Here is a 16,999-nt window from a genome sequence, read left to right on the forward strand (position 1 = left end):
AGGCCGGCTCATTTGAGCTGGCCTTTCGTTATTTTAGTCAAGCGAATATTATACATTGAAGCGGAAGTGCATCACATCGCCGTCCTTCACCAGGTATTCTTTCCCCTCAATGCGCAATTTACCTGCATCACGTGCGGCAGCTTCGGTTTTGTAGGTTACATAATCGTCGTAACCTATCACCTCAGCTTTAATAAATCCTTTTTCAAAATCGGTATGAATTACACCTGCACATTGCGGTGCTTTCCAGCCTTTGTGAAAAGTCCATGCACGAACTTCCTGCACACCTGCGGTAAAATACGTTTGCAAACCCAATAAGTGATAGGTGCTGTGGATCAAACGATCAAGCGCAGGCTCGGTCATTTTATATTCATCCATGAACAAAGCCTTATCATCCGGATCTTCCATTTCGCTGATCTGTGCTTCAATGGTATTGTTCATGATAATGACATCTGCATCTTCATCTTTCACAGCATCCTTCAATGCTTGGGAATATTTATTGCCGGTATGCATGCTTGCCTCATCAACATTGGCAACATACAATACTTTTTTACCGGTGAGGAAGAATGAATCCTGGATCAGGTCCAGTTCTGCACTGTTCAAATCCAAACCACGAATGCTCTTGCCTTGCTCCAGGTGGTTCTTGCATTTCAGCAATACTTCCAGTTCGGTTTTTGCTTTTACATCGCCGGCTTTGGCCTGCTTTTCAATACGCTGAATTTTCTTTTCAACTGTTTCAAGATCTTTCAGCTGCAGTTCGGTATCAATAATTTCTTTATCGCCTACGGGGTTAATGGCACCTTCTTCACGCAATACATTCTCATCTTCAAAACAACGGATTACATGAATGATGGCATCCACTTCACGGATGTTCGCAAGGAACTTATTGCCCAAACCTTCGCCTTTACTGGCACCTTTTACCAGGCCGGCAATATCCACAATTTCAATTTGTGTAGGTACAATACGATCGGGTTGAACCAGTTCTGCCAGTTTATTCAATCGTTTATCCGGCACATCTACCAAGCCCACATTGGGTTCAATGGTACAGAAACGATAGTTACTTGCCTGTGCTTTGGCGCTGTTACTTACAGCGTTGAACAACGTTGACTTTCCAACGTTTGGTAAACCCACAATACCTGCTTTTAAACCCATGATTCGATTGACGATTTTAGAAGTTAGATGTCAGATTTTTGTTGTCAGCCAATGAATACTATTCATCGTTCCTTGCGTCGCACACTTCAACCACAACAATTCTAATCTGCTTTTTTTCGAGGCGCAAAGATAAGTCTTCACAGCTTAGCAGCGAAACCTGTGAAAAGATGGTTTTGGCTGTTTCGTAAAAATCTGCAATCTTCAATCCGAAATCTAAAATTCTTCTATGGCGTTAAGCAGAATCTGGAGTGCATTTATTCTGATAGCAATTGTTGTAGGCCTGATCAGGTTTTTACCGGCGAGTGGTGAAAAGCAAATGTTTTCTTCGATGGTGATTGGCAAAAACGGCGATACCGTGGTAGCAAAGACCATGGCCATTACTGCTGCTCCGCAATCTGTTGTACAAGGTTTAGATACTGCAGCCAGAGTTACAGAAAATAAGATCACTTATAAAAAAGAAGGCGCTGCTGTTGTTGCTTTGCGGGTACAAAGTGCCAACGGCGTTATAGAAACCTGTAAGGATGCGGTAACCATTTGTATTGGATTGATCGGCATCATGGCTTTGTTTATGGGGTTTATGAGCATTGCTGAGAAAGCCGGTGGTGTAAACTTGTTGTCACGCATCATCGGGCCATTTTTCTCCCGCATCTTTCCCGAAATACCCAAAGGTCATCCTGCATTCGGGCATATGATGATGAACTTTAGTGCCAACCTGCTCAACCTTGATAATGCAGCCACACCGTTTGGTATTAAAGCCATGGAGAGTCTGCAGGAACTGAACCCCAACAAAGCAACAGCCAGTAATGCACAATTGATGTTTTTGTGTTTGCATGCATCGGGCTTAACGTTAATTCCGGTGACCATCATAGCTGCAAGGGCATCTTTGAAAGCAACAAATCCTACTGATATTTTTGTTCCCTGCATGGTAGCTACGTTTGCTGCAACCATGGCGGCCATGTTCATTGTATCATTCAAACAAAAAATCAATGTGTTGCAACCGGTGATACTGGCGTGGGTGCTTGGTATATCGGCCATCATTGCAGCATTGGTGTTATATCTTGTTCGTTTAAATGCAGATGGTGTGCAGTCGTTCTCAGGTATTTTAAGCAATGGGTTGATCTTGTTTATTTTCCTGGCAATTGTACTTGGAGCCTTGTACAAAAAGATCAATGTGTTTGATGCGTTTATTGAAGGTGCAAAAGGAGGTTTTGAAACTGCTGTACGGATTATTCCCTACCTGGTAGGAATGCTTGTCGCCATCAGCTTATTACGTACCAGTGGTACGTTTGATGTAGTGATTAACGGCATGAAGCAATTGTTTATGTGGATGGGGGCCGATACTCGTTTTGTGGATGGCTTACCAACGGCGTTGATTAAGCCATTGAGCGGAAGTGGCGCAAGAGGTATGATGATTGATACCATGAAAACATTTGGTCCCGATTCATTTGCCGGACGGTTATCATCGGTATTGCAAGGTTCCAGCGATACGACGTTTTATGTTATTGCTGTTTATTTTGGTGCGGTTGGTATTAAAAACACACGCTACGCAGTTGGAGCCATGTTATTGGCCGATCTGGTAGGAATTATTGCATCCATTTTACTGGCGTATTTGTTTTTCGGAAGTTCATTATAGCTGTCAGTACGTCGAAGACGTAAGACAGCGGTTTAAAAAGTCGCCATCAGTTAAAAAGTATCTGACATCTTCGATGCACTTACACTAAAATTGTCTAAAATTCCATCATCGGTAAAAAGCCGCTATGGTCAATATCTATCTTCGCAAACATTAATCGAATTGCATGAGGAATTATCTGGTTGCATTGCTTGTTATATTATCGGCATCAGTTGCAAAAGCACAAACACCCAAGGCACTCAACAGTGCAGAAATATTACTGGGTATCAAAAAACTAAAGGTCATCGGCAGTGTGTTGTACATCGCTGCTCATCCCGATGATGAGAATACACGTTTGCTGGCTTACTTCAGCAAAGAACGTATGTACCGCACCGGTTATTTAAGTATGACCAGAGGCGATGGTGGCCAGAACCTGATTGGTGATGAACAGGGCATTGAACTCGGGCTCATCCGTACACAGGAGTTACTGGCGGCACGCCGCATTGATGGTGCTGAACAATTCTTTACACGTGCATTTGATTTTGGTTTTTCCAAAACAACAGAAGAAGCGTTAAAGGTTTGGGATAAAGAGAAAATACTGAGCGATGTGGTGTGGGTTATCCGAAAGTTTCAACCCGATTTTATTGTAACACGGTTTCCACCCGATGCACGTGCAGGTCATGGACATCATTCCGCTTCGGCTGTGCTTGCCCGTGAGGCGTTTGATGCAGCGGCCGATCCCAATCGTTTTCCCGAACAGTTTTTCTATGGCGTAAAACCATGGCAGACCAAACGCATTTTCTGGAACACCTTCAATTTCGGTGGCAACAATACAACTTCCAACGATCAGTTAAAGATGGATGTAGGTGCATTCAATCCATTGCTTGGAAAAAGCTATGGTGAGATTGCAGCCGAAAGCCGAAGCATGCACAAAAGCCAGGGTTTTGGTGTACCGGCACAACGTGGAGCAGCTATTGAGTTTTTTACACAAACCGGCGGTGATGTGGTAAAGAACGATGTTGCCGAAGGAATTGTAACCGATTGGAGCAGGTACGAAGGTGGTGCTGCCATTAACCAACTAATCGATGAAATTGCTGCAAAATTCTCTGCTACGAATCCATCAGCTTCTGTAAAAGGGTTGCTGCAGTTATACAAAGCCATTGAAAAAATAAACGATGGAGACTGGAAGAAAAAGAAACTGGAGGAAGTACAGCAGCTTATCGAAGCCTGTGCAGGCTTATGGTTAGAAGCAACAACCAGCCAGGAATTTGTTGTTACAGGCGACAGTTTGCGATTAACTGTAAATGCCATCAACAGAACCAATACTGCTATTGTGGTAAAGCGTGTACAACTCGACAGCAGTTTTATGATTGCGATACCGGATAGTGTAAAACGGCAAATGCCTAATTACGAACAGGCCTTCAAAAAAGAAATGGCCGAGCAGCCGTATTTTATTGATACAGTATTGAATAGAACATTAGCTCCCAATCAACCGGTTAATTTTCTCCGAAAGATATCGGTACGAAGAAGAGCAACTGATCCTTACTGGATTGCCAAACCAATGAGTACCGGAACGTTTACGGTAGATAATCAATTACAGATTGGCATGGCAGAAAATAATCCTGTTTACACCGTAAAGTTTTCGCTTACCATCGAAGGCGAAGAGTTTGTATTTGTAAAACCTGTGCAGTACAAGTTTACCGATCCGGTAAAAGGAGAGTTGTATCAAAAATTAGTCGTGTATCCTTCTGCATTAATCAAAGCAACCAATTCGTTATTATTGTTTAAGGATAACAACAGCAAGAAAGCCAACTTCATTTTTTCGCCACAGGCCAATCAAAAATCAAAAACATCCGTATCGTTGAATACATCCAACGGTTGGAAGTTGAATCCTGACCATGGTACGTTTAATTTAATTAAAGGAGAGGATTATGAATTAAGCGTTGATGTAAAACCGGAGAAGTTCGTTAGCGGACAGGTTACTTATCTGCAGCCAAGTTATACCAGCAATGTAGCAGTAGGTTCTAACCGTCAGCGTTTACATAAAATTGAGTACGATCATATTCCAACCATTACTTATTTCCCCGACGCACTGACCAAACTTGTTACAGTTGATGTGAAAATTGTTGGCAAAAAGATCGGTTATATAAATGGTGCAGGCGATTTTATGCCCTACTGTCTGCAACAATTAGGTTATACGGTTGAATTTTTGAAAGAAGAAGATGTTACTGCAGAAAAGCTGAAGCAATATGATGCGGTTGTTACCGGCATTCGTGCATACAATGTGCATGCATGGCTTAGCAACGCCTACGAGCCGCTGATGAAATATGTAAACGATGGAGGTGTGTTGCTTGTGCAGTACAATACCAGTAACCAGATTGGTCCGGTAAAAGCAAAAATGTCGCCTTATCCTTTTAACATCTCACGCAACCGTGTAACCGAAGAAGATGCGAAAGTAAGTTTCCTCGCACCTGCTCATCCTGTGTTGAACTATCCCAATAAAATCACCGAAAGCGATTTTAACGGATGGGTGCAGGAGCGGAGTGTTTACGAAGCTGAAAGTATGGATGCAAATTATGTAAGCATATTCGGCATGAACGATGCAGGTGAACCGCAACGCAACGGCAGTTTAATTGTTGCCAATTACGGTAAAGGGCGTTTTGTGTATTCGGCATTGGCGTTCTTCCGCCAGCTGCCTGCAGGTGTGCCCGGTGCTTATCGTTTAATGGCTAACTTGCTGGCGAAACCTCCAGTAGAGGGGAGATGAGTGATGAATAATGAGTAGCAGAAAAGTTTTTATTTTATTTGAAAGAAGAAAATGAGCAATCAAAAACAGGCAGGCATAGAGCGAACGTTATTAGTTGGTTTAGGTATTGGTTTGCTGATCGGTTTTATCAGCAAGCGTGTGGCGTATGGTTTGTTACTGGGTATCGGCATCGCTTTGTTTATGATGTACTATCTACGACCCAGAGACGATGAATAATCGAAAAGTCTTTCTGCTTAATAACAACTGAAATGAACACGAACTTGCCCGGTAACAATGAAAAAAAATGGAATAGCTGGTACATTGCTGTAGCAGTTACACTTGTTGTATTAATCATCGTCTTTTACTTCTTTACTCAACAGTTTGCATGAATTTTCAACTCACCGATTGGATTGTTCTTATTGTAACGCTGCTTGCAGTAATGCTCTATGGCATTTATAAAAGCCGCACATCTAAAAATCTCGAAGGATATTTTTTAAGCAACCGGCAAATGCCCTGGTGGGTTATATTGTTGAGCATTATGGGTACACAGGCCAGTGCAGTTACTTTTTTAACGGCACCCGGACAAGCCTATACCGATGGAATGCGTTTTGTGCAATATTATTTCGGTCTGCCATTGGCAATGATCGTAGTGTGCGTCACCTTCGTGCCGTTGTTTCATAAACTGAAATTGTTTACAGCGTACGAGTTTTTAGAAAAGCGCTTCGATATCAAGACACGTTCACTTACATCGTTCCTGTTTTTGTTGTCGAGGGGTTTGAGTACGGGTATCAGCATTTTTGCACCGTCGCTTGTACTCAGCAGCATGCTGGGCTGGGATATTTACATCACCAATATTGTAACCGGAGGTTTGCTCATCATCTACACCGTTACCGGTGGTGCACGTGCGGTGGCGTATACACAACAGCTGCAGTTCATTATTATTTATGCTGCTATGTTTATAGCTGGTTACTATGCCATTTCATCGCTGCCGGACGGAATGGGTATTACTGATGCCCTGCACATTGCAGGTAAATCGGGCAAGCTGAATGTAATTACAACAGGTATGACGGAGAAGGGTTTTGATTGGAACGATCGTTACAATATCTGGAGTGGAGTGATTGGTGGATTTTTCCTGGCACTGAGTTATTTCGGAACCGATCAGAGCCAGGTGGGTCGCTATCTTACAGCAAAAGATACACGAGAAAGCAGGTTGGGCTTGCTGATGAATGGATTGGTAAAAGTGCCGCTGCAGTTTTTGATTTTGCTCATTGGTTGTTTCCTGTTTGCGTATTATGCTTATTTCCAGGCGCCGGCTTTCTTTAATAAAACACAGGAGCGTGTGGTATTGATGAGTGAATACAGGGAAGCGTATGTTGCAAAAGGTATTTCGTTTGAACAGTTGCAGCAGGAGAAAAAAGAACTGGCTGTTGCATTAACCAATGCACGGAAAACAAACAACGAAGCAGTTGTTGCTATGACAAGGATGGAACTGAAAGATGTGGAAGTAAGAAGCAAGGCCATTCGTGATGAAATGAAAGCATTGATAAAAAAAGCTGACCCCAACGCTGATACCAACGATACCAATTATATTTTTTTACGCTTTGTTGGTGATGCGTTACCTGTTGGTTTGGTGGGTTTGATTATTGCGGTGATTTTCCTGGCAGCGTGGGGTAGTATTGCTGCGGCCATTAATTCGCTGGCCTCCTGTACCATGATCGACTTTCACCAGAAATTTTCAAGCAAAACTTTAACTGAAGCTGAAGAATACCGCTGGAGCAAAATTTACACGTTGGCCTGGGGTGTTTTTTGTGTGGTAATCGCTTTCTTCGCTTATAACCTGGGCAACAGTTTAATTGAAGCAGTCAATATTTTAGGCAGCTGGTTTTATGGAACAATTCTTGGTATTTTCCTTGTTGCTTTTTATTTAAAAAAGGTGCAGGGCAACGCTGTGTTTACCGCCGCCATTATTTCGGAAGTGATTGTAATTGGTATTTATTTCCTGAAGATCATTTCGTTTTTATGGCTGAATGTGATTGGTGCGGTTGCAGTAGTGCTGCTGTCTTTGCTCATTCAAACTTTAACAGGCAGGAAACAAGCCTGATGAATTACATTTGCAACATGATAAAGAAGTTGATATTTTTTTCGGGGGTGATAGCAGCAGTATTTGCCGGCAGCGGCTGTGGTTCGGATTGTGCACGTACTGATTGCGGTTTTGCAGCAGTGCCTGTATTCTCGTTTCGTGTGTTAAACAGTGCAGGTAAAGATTTGCTCACTGGGCCGTTTAAGCAATACGATACAACGAATGTGCAATTAAAAGCACGACGTATTGATAATGGTGCTTTGGAAACTGTTCGCAGAAACATAACCGTTGTGTCCGATACTAACTATGTAACTTCATTTGGTGTATCAGCTACTTATTCGGTGTATTATATTTCCATCAACAATAACCTTACCGATTCATTATTTTTCGGTTACAACCGCAAGGAAACAGATTGTTGCGATATGAGTTATTTCTCGTTGAATAAAGTAAACAATTCGGCTGTTTCGCCGCCTATAAGTTTGCCGTACGAGAATTACCCGATTATAAAATGATTTTACAAAAAAGCCTCACCAAACGGTGAGGCTTTTTACTGCTATTGTTGGTAATCCAATCGACCTATTAAATGATTATATATATTTAGCAGGAGCTATCTTATAATCACTATCAATTTTCAGATTAATATGCGGTATGTGTTGGTATTGCTTACCTTAATTATCGTCCCGTTGACATATAACACTATTATCGATAGTTTTAGCAAGCTATATGTTTACAATTTTAAAGAGACTAAAACAACAAAGGGAATCGTTGAGAACTTCTATAAGTATGTTGATTATAATGGTACTGTTGAATACCGTTATTCAGTTAAGTATTTTGTAGGTAACAAGACTTACAATCTTAACGAATCACTTTCCCCAGACTCTTTGATTAATGTGGTTAAATATGACAGTGTGGATTTGCGGTATGTTTCAAGTTATCCAAGTGAGGCTACAATTAAAAGTAAGAGCGACCTTCTAACAAAAGGGATGACTTCTTTTATTATTTTATTTATTGAGCTAGTACTGATAGGTAAATCCGTTGTTGTAATTAGGTCAATTGTAAAAAAAGAGAGGCTGTCTGATGATTTCTGGGGAACCGATTAAATATTTAAAACGCTGTATTGTTATTGATTGTCAGATCAGCAACAGAAATTTTTTATAGCAGCTTTTGTAGAAATAGACTCAGCTCTAGTCAATTGAGGAATATTTAATTAGAAAGCTGCGTACAAAAAAAGCCTCACCAAACGGTGAGGCTTTTTTTGTAAAGCATGAAAGCTTATTTCAAATCCTTCTGCAATTTTTCGTTCAACGCCACATAATCATCGTTCTTCGCTTCTTTTGCTAATTCGATTGATTTGTTAGATACAGCAATGGCATCAGCTTTCTTACCCAGCTTTGCCAATGCTCTTGCTTTTTGGTAATATACCCAGAATGCTTTGGGGTTTTGCTCAATCGCTTTGTCAAACCATGCAACAGCCTGGTTCAAGTCTTTACCGTTTTCAAGATAGTATGCAGCTGCAGCAAAATAAGGTTTGCTGTCACCTTTCATAATACCATCTATCTGCTTCATTACTTTACCATCAACATCGGTAGTAATGGCAAACGATACCAGTGTTTTATCCCACGCCATCATTACATCGCAGCTATTGTCTTTAATGTTTTCGAACGAAATACCGAATGTTTCAAAACTCCAGGGCAAGGCCATCGGTTTTGCTTTCACACGCACCACATCCATATCCTGCTTGTAAGCAGCTGGTGAGGTTACGTCGGTTTGTTTGGTAATAATGATGGTCCATTCGTTGGCATCAGGAATAGAAAGTAAACCATATTTACCGGCAGGCACTTTTGTACCACCAATAATCACTTCATCGGTAAAGGTTAAGGTAGTAGCACTGTTTGCACCGGTACGCCATACTTTACCAAAGGGAACGAGGTCGCCAAAAATTTTACGGCCTTTCATGTTGGGGCGGCTGTACGAAAGTTCGATGTTGCCTAAGCCCAGATCTTGTTTAATTGTTTGTGTGGTTGATGGTTGGGGTGTTTTTAATTGCTGTGCATTGGCTGCAGCAAACACGCCAACACAGGAAAGAACGAGCAATAATCTTTTCATAATAACAAAGTTTTTAGGAGGCAAAGGTAGGGAAGTGCAACAAAGATGAGGAGTGATTTCACAAGAGGCTCTTATCAGAACTGAACGGTAAAACGGGTGCGTTCGGTTTTGCCGCTTTTCGATTTCCATTTAGGGCCTTCTTTTAGCACACGGATGGCTTCGCTGTTGCAGGTTGCACAGTTGGAACGCTCCACTTTAAAATTGGCAATATTGCCATCGGGCAACACGTCAAATGATACTTCAACTTCTTTTACCGAACTTTTATCTTGCAACCGTACTTTCTCATCGGTAAAACGACTGTTGCGGGTGTTGTTTAACACATAGGTTGAATAGTTATCCCAGCCATCAAGGGGTTCGCTTTCCATTTCAATCAGCTCTTCCTTCATCCGGCTGTTGCGTTGCTTGTTACGTTCGAACAGCTGTTCTTTAGATAGATATCCATAACTCACCGCTTCATCACGCAATACGATCTTTTGCTGGTTGCTGGAACGTATTTGCACATTGGCTGTACTGTAACCTACCGACCTTGTTTCGATTGATAAAACCGAATCACCTGCCACCATTACGAAGTTGCCTTTTGCATCGGCATACGTACCCACGCCCGATTTTACTTCAACAATATTGGCAAAGGGCAGCGGTTGATTATTTTCATCAACTACCACACCAGCAAAGCGGTTGAGTTTTACCGGAACCGATTTTGCTTTCATTTGCATTCTTGCAGCCTTATTGTTGTTCTGCTGTATTTCATTTGCTGCCGCAGCAACAGATGGAGGTGCGGCAGCGGTCGTATTCATGGCTACATCGTTGCTGTTACTATCCTTTACAACTGGCTTTGTTTCTGCAATGGCGAAGGTCTCAGCAGGCGAAACGGAAGGTACAGTTGCCTGCTTTTCCTGCTTTGGACGAACCGGTGTATTTACAAACGGCACAGGGACATCGGCTACGGCAATGGTAGACGAATCAACTTTGGTTGGCTTTTTAGTAACAGGTGCTGCCGGCTCCGTTTGTTTGGGTACCACAACCGCTGTATCGGTTACTTCCGGTTTATTGAGTACACGGTAAAGCGTAACTGCCGTTGCCAGCAGGATGATTGCAACGGCTGCCAGCTGCATCCATGGTTTAAAGAAGCCGGTAATTAGCTTACCGTTTTCTTTTTTATTGTTGATGCGTTGCTGCAGTTCGGCCAGGTCGTGTTGAATTGTTTGCTGTGGCACAACAGTACGGTAACCATCCACTGCATCGGCAAGGAAGGGATCGTCCATCATGGCTTTTTCAAATGCATGCATTTCTGCAGCATTCATTTGCCGGTTGAGGTAACGTTCAATATCGTGTGCACTGTGGTTCATCATTCGCTTGCAGCTGTCAGCTATCTGCTTCCAGCTTGTTTTCCATACAAAGTTTCAAATTTCTCCGTCCGTTTTGTATATAGCTCCGTACTTTATTCCATTCAATACCTGTAAGTTCGGTAATATCGTTATAACATTTGCCCTGCAGGTAAAACAAGGTAACACAGGTTTTTTGTTCGGCTGCCAGTTTTTCCAGGCAATCTTCCATACTGTTTAGCTGTTCTTCTTTTGCCTTTACTTCATCCAGATGCGGCAATGCGCTGTTTTGCATAAAATCATCCGCAATTTCAACCGTACGTATACCTTTTTCTTTCCGCAGCTGCATGAGGCAGTGGTTACGGCTGAGGGTGTACAGCCAGCTTTTAAAATTGCTCACTTCGTGTTGCTTCAGCTTAACCACCAGCTCCTCGTAAATACTAATAACCGCATCCTTGGCCGTTTCCGCATCTTTCAGGTAGTTGATACAAAGACCATACACCAGATCCATATAACGTTGGTAAAGTTGGCTCAATACCGTTAAATCGCCACCCGACCGGTAAAGGGAAACCAGTTCTGCATCGCTTCGGTTTGTATTGTCTTTTTCTCTGATGAACGCCAAGCCAAAAAGTTGAGGCGGGAAGATAGGCAAAAAATATTTTCAGGCTTTGTATGTAATCGTTAAGACTGTTACATCAAATGCGTGTAACCTGCTTTTGCAGTAAACCATCACCTCAAAAACAACTTGCTATGCAGTCCGCTTTTAACATTACTGTTGCCGAACCATGCCACGAAGATTGGAACAAGATGTCGCCTGTTGAACAGGGACGTTTCTGTGGCTCTTGCCAAAAAAATGTGATTGATTTTACAACGAAGAGCGACGAAGAAATCATCGCTTTTTTCAACAATTATAACAGCAGCAGCTGTGGCCGTTTTGCAGACGAACAACTCAACAGGCCGATACAATCCATTGAATTAAAACCGGCTTCACGTTTTATAAAATATGCCGCATCGTTGCTGATGCCTGCTGCGGTATTTTCTGTTAAAGCAAGTGCACAAACCAAATCGCCTGCGAGCAACGATACGATTGAAGCAGTACAGTTCGATCCATCAACACTTGTAACCGTTGGAACGTTCATGACGTCACCGGCGGTAAAAGGGCAGTTGGTAGAAGGTAAAGTAATTGATGCTGTAACAAAAGAACCTTTGGCAGGTGTTTCGGTTACAGTTAAGGGAACAGGAATAGGCGTTGTTACTGCAGAGGATGGCAGTTTTAAAGTAGCAGTAACATCTCACAAAGATGTGTTGCAATACAGTTACATCGGTTACGAAACTGCAGCAATAAAACTGTCGAAATCGTCAATCAAAAATGCGGTTGTGCTTAAAATGAAACAGGCTCCGATGTTAATGGGAGAGGTGATTGTTACCGGATATGCAACAAGAAAAGGTAAAGTTGCCTATACTACCTCTGTAAAGAAAACAACGTATACTTTCTGGAACAGGATTAAGGATACACTGCTTCCGGTGCCCGTACAGATTTATCCTAATCCAGTTGCTGCCTCAGGAACGGTTCAGCTAACATTCCCCGATGTAAAGCCAGGCGCCTACCAGATTCGTGTGCTGAATAACAATGGTCAGCTGTTTTACAGTTTTCAAAAACAAATCAGTGGTAAAAATGAAACGGAGCAGATTCACCTGAGTAAGCAGATGGCTGCAGGAATATATGTTGTACAGGTTACAGATGAAAAGAATAAAATGATTCAGAACAGTAAACTCATTATTCAATAAACTGCTATGAAAACGATCTGCTTAATTGTACTTTGTTCAGCTTTAACCGTAAACACTTCTGCACAGGCTCAACAACAAAAAGAATCAGCTTCGAAAAATTCGGATACAATTCGTTTACGTTGCAGCGGTACTCTTGCCGCAAATGATGTGCTATATGTTGTTGATGGATTTTTGGTAACCGATAGAGAAATAAACCTGCTCGATCCAACAGATATTGTATCCATTGATCTGATAAAAGAATCAACTACTAAAATCTACTCTTGCTATACTAAACCGAAACCCGTTGTGCTTATCACAACCAAAAAGGCAAACAGGAAAATTTTGCATGTGGTTGATGCAAAAACAAATGTTGGGGTAAGCGCTGCAAGTCTGCACATCGCTTCTACAAATGCAGCAAAGGTGATGGCTTTTATTGCAGATGACTATGGCCGTTATGAAACAGACTCGCTCATTGCAGATGAAAGTCTGATTACAGTAACTGCAACAGGTTATCAGCCGCTGCAGCTAACGGGTAAGCAGGCGAAGAAGGCAAGATACCGTTTCGAATTGAAGCCAATTTTTGTTGAGTTAAAAGAAATTACAGTAATGGCTTATTCAAGGATTTCATGTGGACGAGGAAATGCAAAAATGTCTGCATTAAAAATGGATGAATTGGCCGGGAGGTTTGTCTGTTTGGCTGCCGGAGTAAAGATTTTAGAAACACAAAGTAAGAAGGAAAGTGCTGTTATTGCTGAGCAAGCAAAGATCAAGGTTTATCCTAATCCCGTGGCTGCCAGCGGAACGGTACAACTTTCTTTTTCTGATTTGAAACCGGGAGTCTATCAAATTCGGTTATCTAGCGCCTCCGGTCAGTTACTTTACAGTTTTAAAAAACAGATCACCGGCAAAAACGAAACGCAGCAATTGCCTGTTACTAATGCAATGCCCGCCGGTATGTATATGATACAGGTAATGGATGAAAACAAAACCCTGCTGCAGAGTAGTAAACTCATTGTTCAATAAGGTTTGCTTTGGCAAACACCTATGCCGGGCCGCCATTGGCGGCCCTTTTTCTTTTCCACAAAATTTAAGTTTGGTTTGATATTTGTTTTTAGAAAATCATCTCACCAATAATCCCGTTTGTAGCTACGAGTGTCTTACAGCTGTCTCCATGAAATAATTATTCAATGAAAATTTTTTGCAGCCAGCTGCGATGATTATTCCGACTGACTGGCTTTGCAGAAAGTTTTGTTACAGCATGTGGCAAATGAAAAACAACAACAAATGCACACATGAAACGCATTTAAACGGGAAGCTATGATGTATACAGGTTTTACAGCTGCTGCAGTGGTATCGCTGCACATAATAGAGTTGCTGGTAATTATTGTTGCTGCAATAACAGCGGGGTATTTGTTAAAACTATTCTGGAGCCAGCTACGAAAAGACAGTTATTCGAGCGAGGAGGAAGCACGGGAGACTGCAGTAGAAGTATTGCAAAATAAATTCAGTGCAGAAATTCTTCGGCGTGAAGAAACGGAGGCGCTTTTACAGGATGAAATCAAAGCAGCTGAAAAACGACATATGGATCTGCAGGTGCAATACGCCAAGGCATTAACACATATTGAAGAACTGAAAAATGGAACGGCAAAAACCGATTTATCCGAACAGGAAACAGTGATGCATAACCTGCAGGAAAAAATTATTCAGCAGGAGCGTAACCTGCTGGAAGCAGAACAAAAACTTCGTCAATCGGAACAGCAACGAAACGCAATTGATCAACAATACTGTGAATTAATCATACAAAACGAAAACGAACAATCACCAGAGGAAACTGAAAAACCAGAGATACATCAACTACGTCAGCTTTTAGCTGAAACGCAAGTGACAAATGATCGTCTGACTGCTCAACTTGAAGAAGCACAGGAAGAAATTCAACAACTACAGCAACAATTGATTGGTTCTTCCGCAAGCGATAAAGAGCAGCATTTGCAACAACAGATCATGCAATTGAAAGAGCAATTGAAGGAGGCTATACAAAATCAAAGCCTCAGCGAGGAGATGTTGCTGCAAAAAGCAGGCATTACGGCCACAAGAATCCAGGCTTCGCAGGTGGCTGAAAAAGTTGAGCAGTTCAGAGATCATTTAACAGCTATTCTCCGGGATACTTACTCTTACGAACAGCTGCTTGCAAGTAACGAACGTTTAAACGAAAGCATCACCAAACTGCAACAAGAAAAACGAACAGCCGAAGAAGAACTGTTGCAACTGCAGCCAATGCTTGCCGAAAGGGAAAGGCTGGAAGAAGAAATTAAAAATGTGCAGGAGAATATGCGTTTAAGAGAAGATGCGTGGATGGAACAAACAGGTTCGTTACAATCTTCGGTAATGGCTTTGCAGGAACAGCTGCAGCAAAAAGAACAGGCCATTGAAGAAATGCACAAAACAAAACAGCAGCAAGTGCAATTAATTGAAGAACTGCAGCACAAACTGCAGGAGCGGGAACGCTTGAGCAAGGAAATGCTGCTGGTGATGAAAGATATTGAAACCAGGTTTGCTCATTTTCAAACTGCCACCGAAGGGCAGCCGGTTATTAACGGCAACGGGCACATGCAGTACCAATAGACACAACCATTCTACCATATATGTTACAATTCAATACCGCTGAAATTTCATTATTACTGCAACAGAAGTTAAGTTTAACAAGTGTTCACACAGCTTCCCTGCCCGCAGTAAGCAGGGAGGCTGTTTTTGTTCAACCTGCTGAACAGTTACAAACCTTCAATTTTTTGTTTTACGAAACATCACTCCGGTTCGATCAGCTGCATAACATGCTATTGATTTTTGAACCGGGCGAATTCTCCAATAAATACTGGATGCAGTTTCAGTTAGGCAGTCGTTATTACAGCAACCTGCTGGATGTATGCGTACCGTTTACAAAGCACGAATTGGGATTGTATTCGATAAAGCATTTGTACCTGAATGCTGCTAAGTTTGAAAAGTGGATGAGTGATATACACGGCATCGAATTTCTGCAACGGTCTACACCCGTAAAGCGCATCAGTGAAAAAGTAAAAAGTTTGTTGCTGTTACTGCCCATTTAACCGGCAGCTGGTTATTGGCTTCTGGTATTCGTAATTATTTGTAACAAACCGTTTTCAGGTTTGTCGAGCGACAGTTCCCAAAACATGATGCCGCCAAGTTTTTTCTGTTGTATATACTTCACTTTTGCTGCAACAGAAACTGCATCATCAAAAGTAGCGAAGGTTTTTGTGCGTTCGTTGTAGGCGTAAGGGGCCTGTGCAACAGTATCTCTGTAATAAACAAAACCGCTGTCGGTGTTGAGGCGTTGCTGAAACTGGCTGAAGGAGATAAACGATTTGAAGCTGCCTGACTGGTACAAGCCGTTATTGTTGTTACTTACCTGTTCCCATGTTCGGGCATAAAAGGCAGCACCAAGAATGATTTTCTTGAGCGGAGCGTTGATGGATTCAAAGTAGCGGACAACATTATCGGCCGATCTTTTTTGTGTTGCTGTTGAGTAGAGTGAAGTGTGATGGCCTGTTACTTTACTGTAGCCGCCAACAAAATCGTAGGTCATTACGTTTACGAAATTGATAACGGGCAGCACCGCTTTCCAGTCGATGGATTCCTGTAAAAATTCATCAAAACCACCAGCTGCAAAGCTGATGATCTTTTGCTTGCCCAATGTTGTACGCAATGCTTTTACGAGTGCAGTAAAATTGTCTCTGTCTTCTTTTCTGTACGTGTGACCGGGGTGCCCTTCAATAGCAGGGTATTCCCAATCAAGATCAATCCCATCGGCTTTAAAATACTGCAGCAGTTCTTTTACCGATGCTGCAAATGCTGAGCGTCCTTCGTTTGTAGAAAACACGTCAGAACAGGGAGCACAACCGCCCCAACCACCTAGCGACAGCAAGACTTTCAACTTTGTATTTCTTTTTTTCAGTGCTACCAGTTTGTGAATGGTAGCAGTATCTCTTGCACTGCCAATGTGTAAACGATTACCTTTTAAATGCCCAAACGAAAAAATGATTTGAGTCAACTGCTCTACCTTGAATTGGTCTATCGCTTGGCTGCCACCGGCGTAGTAAGCAATTATTTCCATGTGGTTGTCTGCAGTTTTTTGTGCTGTACACATACTGCAAGTAAGTACAAACAGGAGGATACCGATGATGCGTTGCTTCATACTGAGTGTTGTT

Annotated in this window: 15 protein-coding genes; 10 read left to right on the forward strand and 5 right to left on the reverse strand. The window is 42.1% G+C overall.

Going from position 1 to position 16,999, the window contains the following annotated elements; translation table 11 throughout:
* Positions 1 to 48: 48 nt before the first annotated feature.
* Positions 49 to 1,149: a redox-regulated ATPase YchF gene (gene ychF, locus IQ13_RS01800; RefSeq protein ID WP_144883911.1), complete on the reverse strand. Its 1,101-nt coding sequence runs from the start codon at positions 1,147 to 1,149 to the stop codon at positions 49 to 51.
* Between the two features lie 226 nt (positions 1,150 to 1,375).
* Here ychF and IQ13_RS01805 point away from each other — a divergent pair, with 226 nt between their 5' ends.
* From IQ13_RS01805 to IQ13_RS01825, 6 genes are all read left to right on the forward strand, one after another.
* Entirely contained in the window at positions 1,376 to 2,782 is a 1,407-nt protein-coding gene (locus IQ13_RS01805) for a spore maturation protein (RefSeq protein WP_144883913.1), read from the forward strand.
* Positions 2,783 to 2,945: 163 nt separating this feature from the next.
* Positions 2,946 to 5,525, forward strand: a complete 2,580-nt coding sequence (locus IQ13_RS01810) for a PIG-L family deacetylase (RefSeq protein ID WP_144883915.1) — start codon at positions 2,946 to 2,948, stop codon at positions 5,523 to 5,525.
* A 51-nt stretch (positions 5,526 to 5,576) separates the two neighbouring features.
* Positions 5,577 to 5,741, forward strand: a complete 165-nt coding sequence (locus tag IQ13_RS21300; protein WP_158637281.1) for a hypothetical protein — start codon at positions 5,577 to 5,579, stop codon at positions 5,739 to 5,741.
* Between the two features lie 148 nt (positions 5,742 to 5,889).
* Positions 5,890 to 7,605 carry a sodium:solute symporter family protein gene (locus IQ13_RS01815; RefSeq protein WP_144883917.1) on the forward strand — a complete coding sequence of 572 codons (1,716 nt, stop codon included), beginning with the start codon at positions 5,890 to 5,892 and terminating at the stop codon, positions 7,603 to 7,605.
* Positions 7,606 to 7,622: 17 nt separating this feature from the next.
* Positions 7,623 to 8,096, forward strand: coding sequence for a hypothetical protein (locus IQ13_RS01820; RefSeq protein WP_144883919.1), 474 nt, complete (start codon positions 7,623 to 7,625; stop codon positions 8,094 to 8,096).
* A gap of 171 nt (positions 8,097 to 8,267) precedes the next feature.
* The gene (locus tag IQ13_RS01825; RefSeq protein WP_144883921.1) at positions 8,268 to 8,684 is read left to right on the forward strand and encodes a hypothetical protein; all 417 of its coding nucleotides are present in this window, start codon (positions 8,268 to 8,270) and stop codon (positions 8,682 to 8,684) included.
* A gap of 172 nt (positions 8,685 to 8,856) precedes the next feature.
* Here IQ13_RS01825 and IQ13_RS01830 read toward each other — a convergent pair whose 3' ends face one another.
* The 3 genes from IQ13_RS01830 to IQ13_RS01840 all read right to left on the reverse strand — a co-directional run bounded on the left by IQ13_RS01830 (position 8,857) and on the right by IQ13_RS01840 (position 11,634).
* Positions 8,857 to 9,690: a DUF2911 domain-containing protein gene (locus tag IQ13_RS01830; protein ID WP_199758150.1), complete on the reverse strand. Its 834-nt coding sequence runs from the start codon at positions 9,688 to 9,690 to the stop codon at positions 8,857 to 8,859.
* 74 nt (positions 9,691 to 9,764) lie between these two features.
* Positions 9,765 to 11,039, reverse strand: a complete 1,275-nt coding sequence (locus IQ13_RS01835) for a carboxypeptidase-like regulatory domain-containing protein (protein ID WP_144883923.1) — start codon at positions 11,037 to 11,039, stop codon at positions 9,765 to 9,767.
* Positions 11,040 to 11,052: 13 nt separating this feature from the next.
* Positions 11,053 to 11,634: an RNA polymerase sigma factor gene (locus IQ13_RS01840; protein ID WP_144883925.1), complete on the reverse strand. Its 582-nt coding sequence runs from the start codon at positions 11,632 to 11,634 to the stop codon at positions 11,053 to 11,055.
* Between the two features lie 128 nt (positions 11,635 to 11,762).
* Between IQ13_RS01840 and IQ13_RS01845 the strand changes: the two genes are divergently transcribed.
* From IQ13_RS01845 to IQ13_RS01860, 4 genes are all read left to right on the forward strand, one after another.
* Positions 11,763 to 12,800, forward strand: coding sequence for a carboxypeptidase-like regulatory domain-containing protein (locus IQ13_RS01845; protein ID WP_158637282.1), 1,038 nt, complete (start codon positions 11,763 to 11,765; stop codon positions 12,798 to 12,800).
* 6 nt (positions 12,801 to 12,806) lie between these two features.
* The gene (locus tag IQ13_RS01850) at positions 12,807 to 13,802 is read left to right on the forward strand and encodes a T9SS type A sorting domain-containing protein (RefSeq protein WP_144883929.1); all 996 of its coding nucleotides are present in this window, start codon (positions 12,807 to 12,809) and stop codon (positions 13,800 to 13,802) included.
* A gap of 294 nt (positions 13,803 to 14,096) precedes the next feature.
* The gene (locus IQ13_RS01855) at positions 14,097 to 15,401 is read left to right on the forward strand and encodes a coiled-coil domain-containing protein (RefSeq protein WP_144883931.1); all 1,305 of its coding nucleotides are present in this window, start codon (positions 14,097 to 14,099) and stop codon (positions 15,399 to 15,401) included.
* 20 nt (positions 15,402 to 15,421) lie between these two features.
* Positions 15,422 to 15,880: a hypothetical protein gene (locus tag IQ13_RS01860; RefSeq protein ID WP_144883933.1), complete on the forward strand. Its 459-nt coding sequence runs from the start codon at positions 15,422 to 15,424 to the stop codon at positions 15,878 to 15,880.
* Positions 15,881 to 15,891: 11 nt separating this feature from the next.
* On the opposite strand, the gene IQ13_RS01865 is transcribed toward IQ13_RS01860, so the two are convergent.
* Positions 15,892 to 16,986: a glycoside hydrolase family 18 protein gene (locus IQ13_RS01865; RefSeq protein ID WP_144883935.1), complete on the reverse strand. Its 1,095-nt coding sequence runs from the start codon at positions 16,984 to 16,986 to the stop codon at positions 15,892 to 15,894.
* Positions 16,987 to 16,999: the final 13 nt, after the last annotated feature.

It is taken from the genome of Lacibacter cauensis (assembly GCF_007830055.1).
GTDB classification, from domain to species: Bacteria; Bacteroidota; Bacteroidia; order Chitinophagales; family Chitinophagaceae; genus Lacibacter; species Lacibacter cauensis.

Excerpts from the sequence above, each read along its gene's own strand:
- ychF (WP_144883911.1), bottom strand. The coding sequence starts at position 1,149 with ATGGGTTTAAAAGCAGGTATTGTGGGTTTACCAAACGTTGGAAAGTCA.
- IQ13_RS01805 (WP_144883913.1), top strand. The coding sequence starts at position 1,376 with ATGGCGTTAAGCAGAATCTGGAGTGCATTTATTCTGATAGCAATTGTT.
- IQ13_RS01810 (WP_144883915.1), top strand. The coding sequence starts at position 2,946 with ATGAGGAATTATCTGGTTGCATTGCTTGTTATATTATCGGCATCAGTT.
- IQ13_RS21300 (WP_158637281.1), top strand. The coding sequence starts at position 5,577 with ATGAGCAATCAAAAACAGGCAGGCATAGAGCGAACGTTATTAGTTGGT.
- IQ13_RS01815 (WP_144883917.1), top strand. The coding sequence starts at position 5,890 with ATGAATTTTCAACTCACCGATTGGATTGTTCTTATTGTAACGCTGCTT.
- IQ13_RS01820 (WP_144883919.1), top strand. The coding sequence starts at position 7,623 with ATGATAAAGAAGTTGATATTTTTTTCGGGGGTGATAGCAGCAGTATTT.
- IQ13_RS01830 (WP_199758150.1), bottom strand. The coding sequence starts at position 9,690 with ATGAAAAGATTATTGCTCGTTCTTTCCTGTGTTGGCGTGTTTGCTGCA.
- IQ13_RS01835 (WP_144883923.1), bottom strand. The coding sequence starts at position 11,039 with ATGATGAACCACAGTGCACACGATATTGAACGTTACCTCAACCGGCAA.
- IQ13_RS01845 (WP_158637282.1), top strand. The coding sequence starts at position 11,763 with ATGCAGTCCGCTTTTAACATTACTGTTGCCGAACCATGCCACGAAGAT.
- IQ13_RS01850 (WP_144883929.1), top strand. The coding sequence starts at position 12,807 with ATGAAAACGATCTGCTTAATTGTACTTTGTTCAGCTTTAACCGTAAAC.
- IQ13_RS01855 (WP_144883931.1), top strand. The coding sequence starts at position 14,097 with ATGATGTATACAGGTTTTACAGCTGCTGCAGTGGTATCGCTGCACATA.
- IQ13_RS01860 (WP_144883933.1), top strand. The coding sequence starts at position 15,422 with ATGTTACAATTCAATACCGCTGAAATTTCATTATTACTGCAACAGAAG.
- IQ13_RS01865 (WP_144883935.1), bottom strand. The coding sequence starts at position 16,986 with ATGAAGCAACGCATCATCGGTATCCTCCTGTTTGTACTTACTTGCAGT.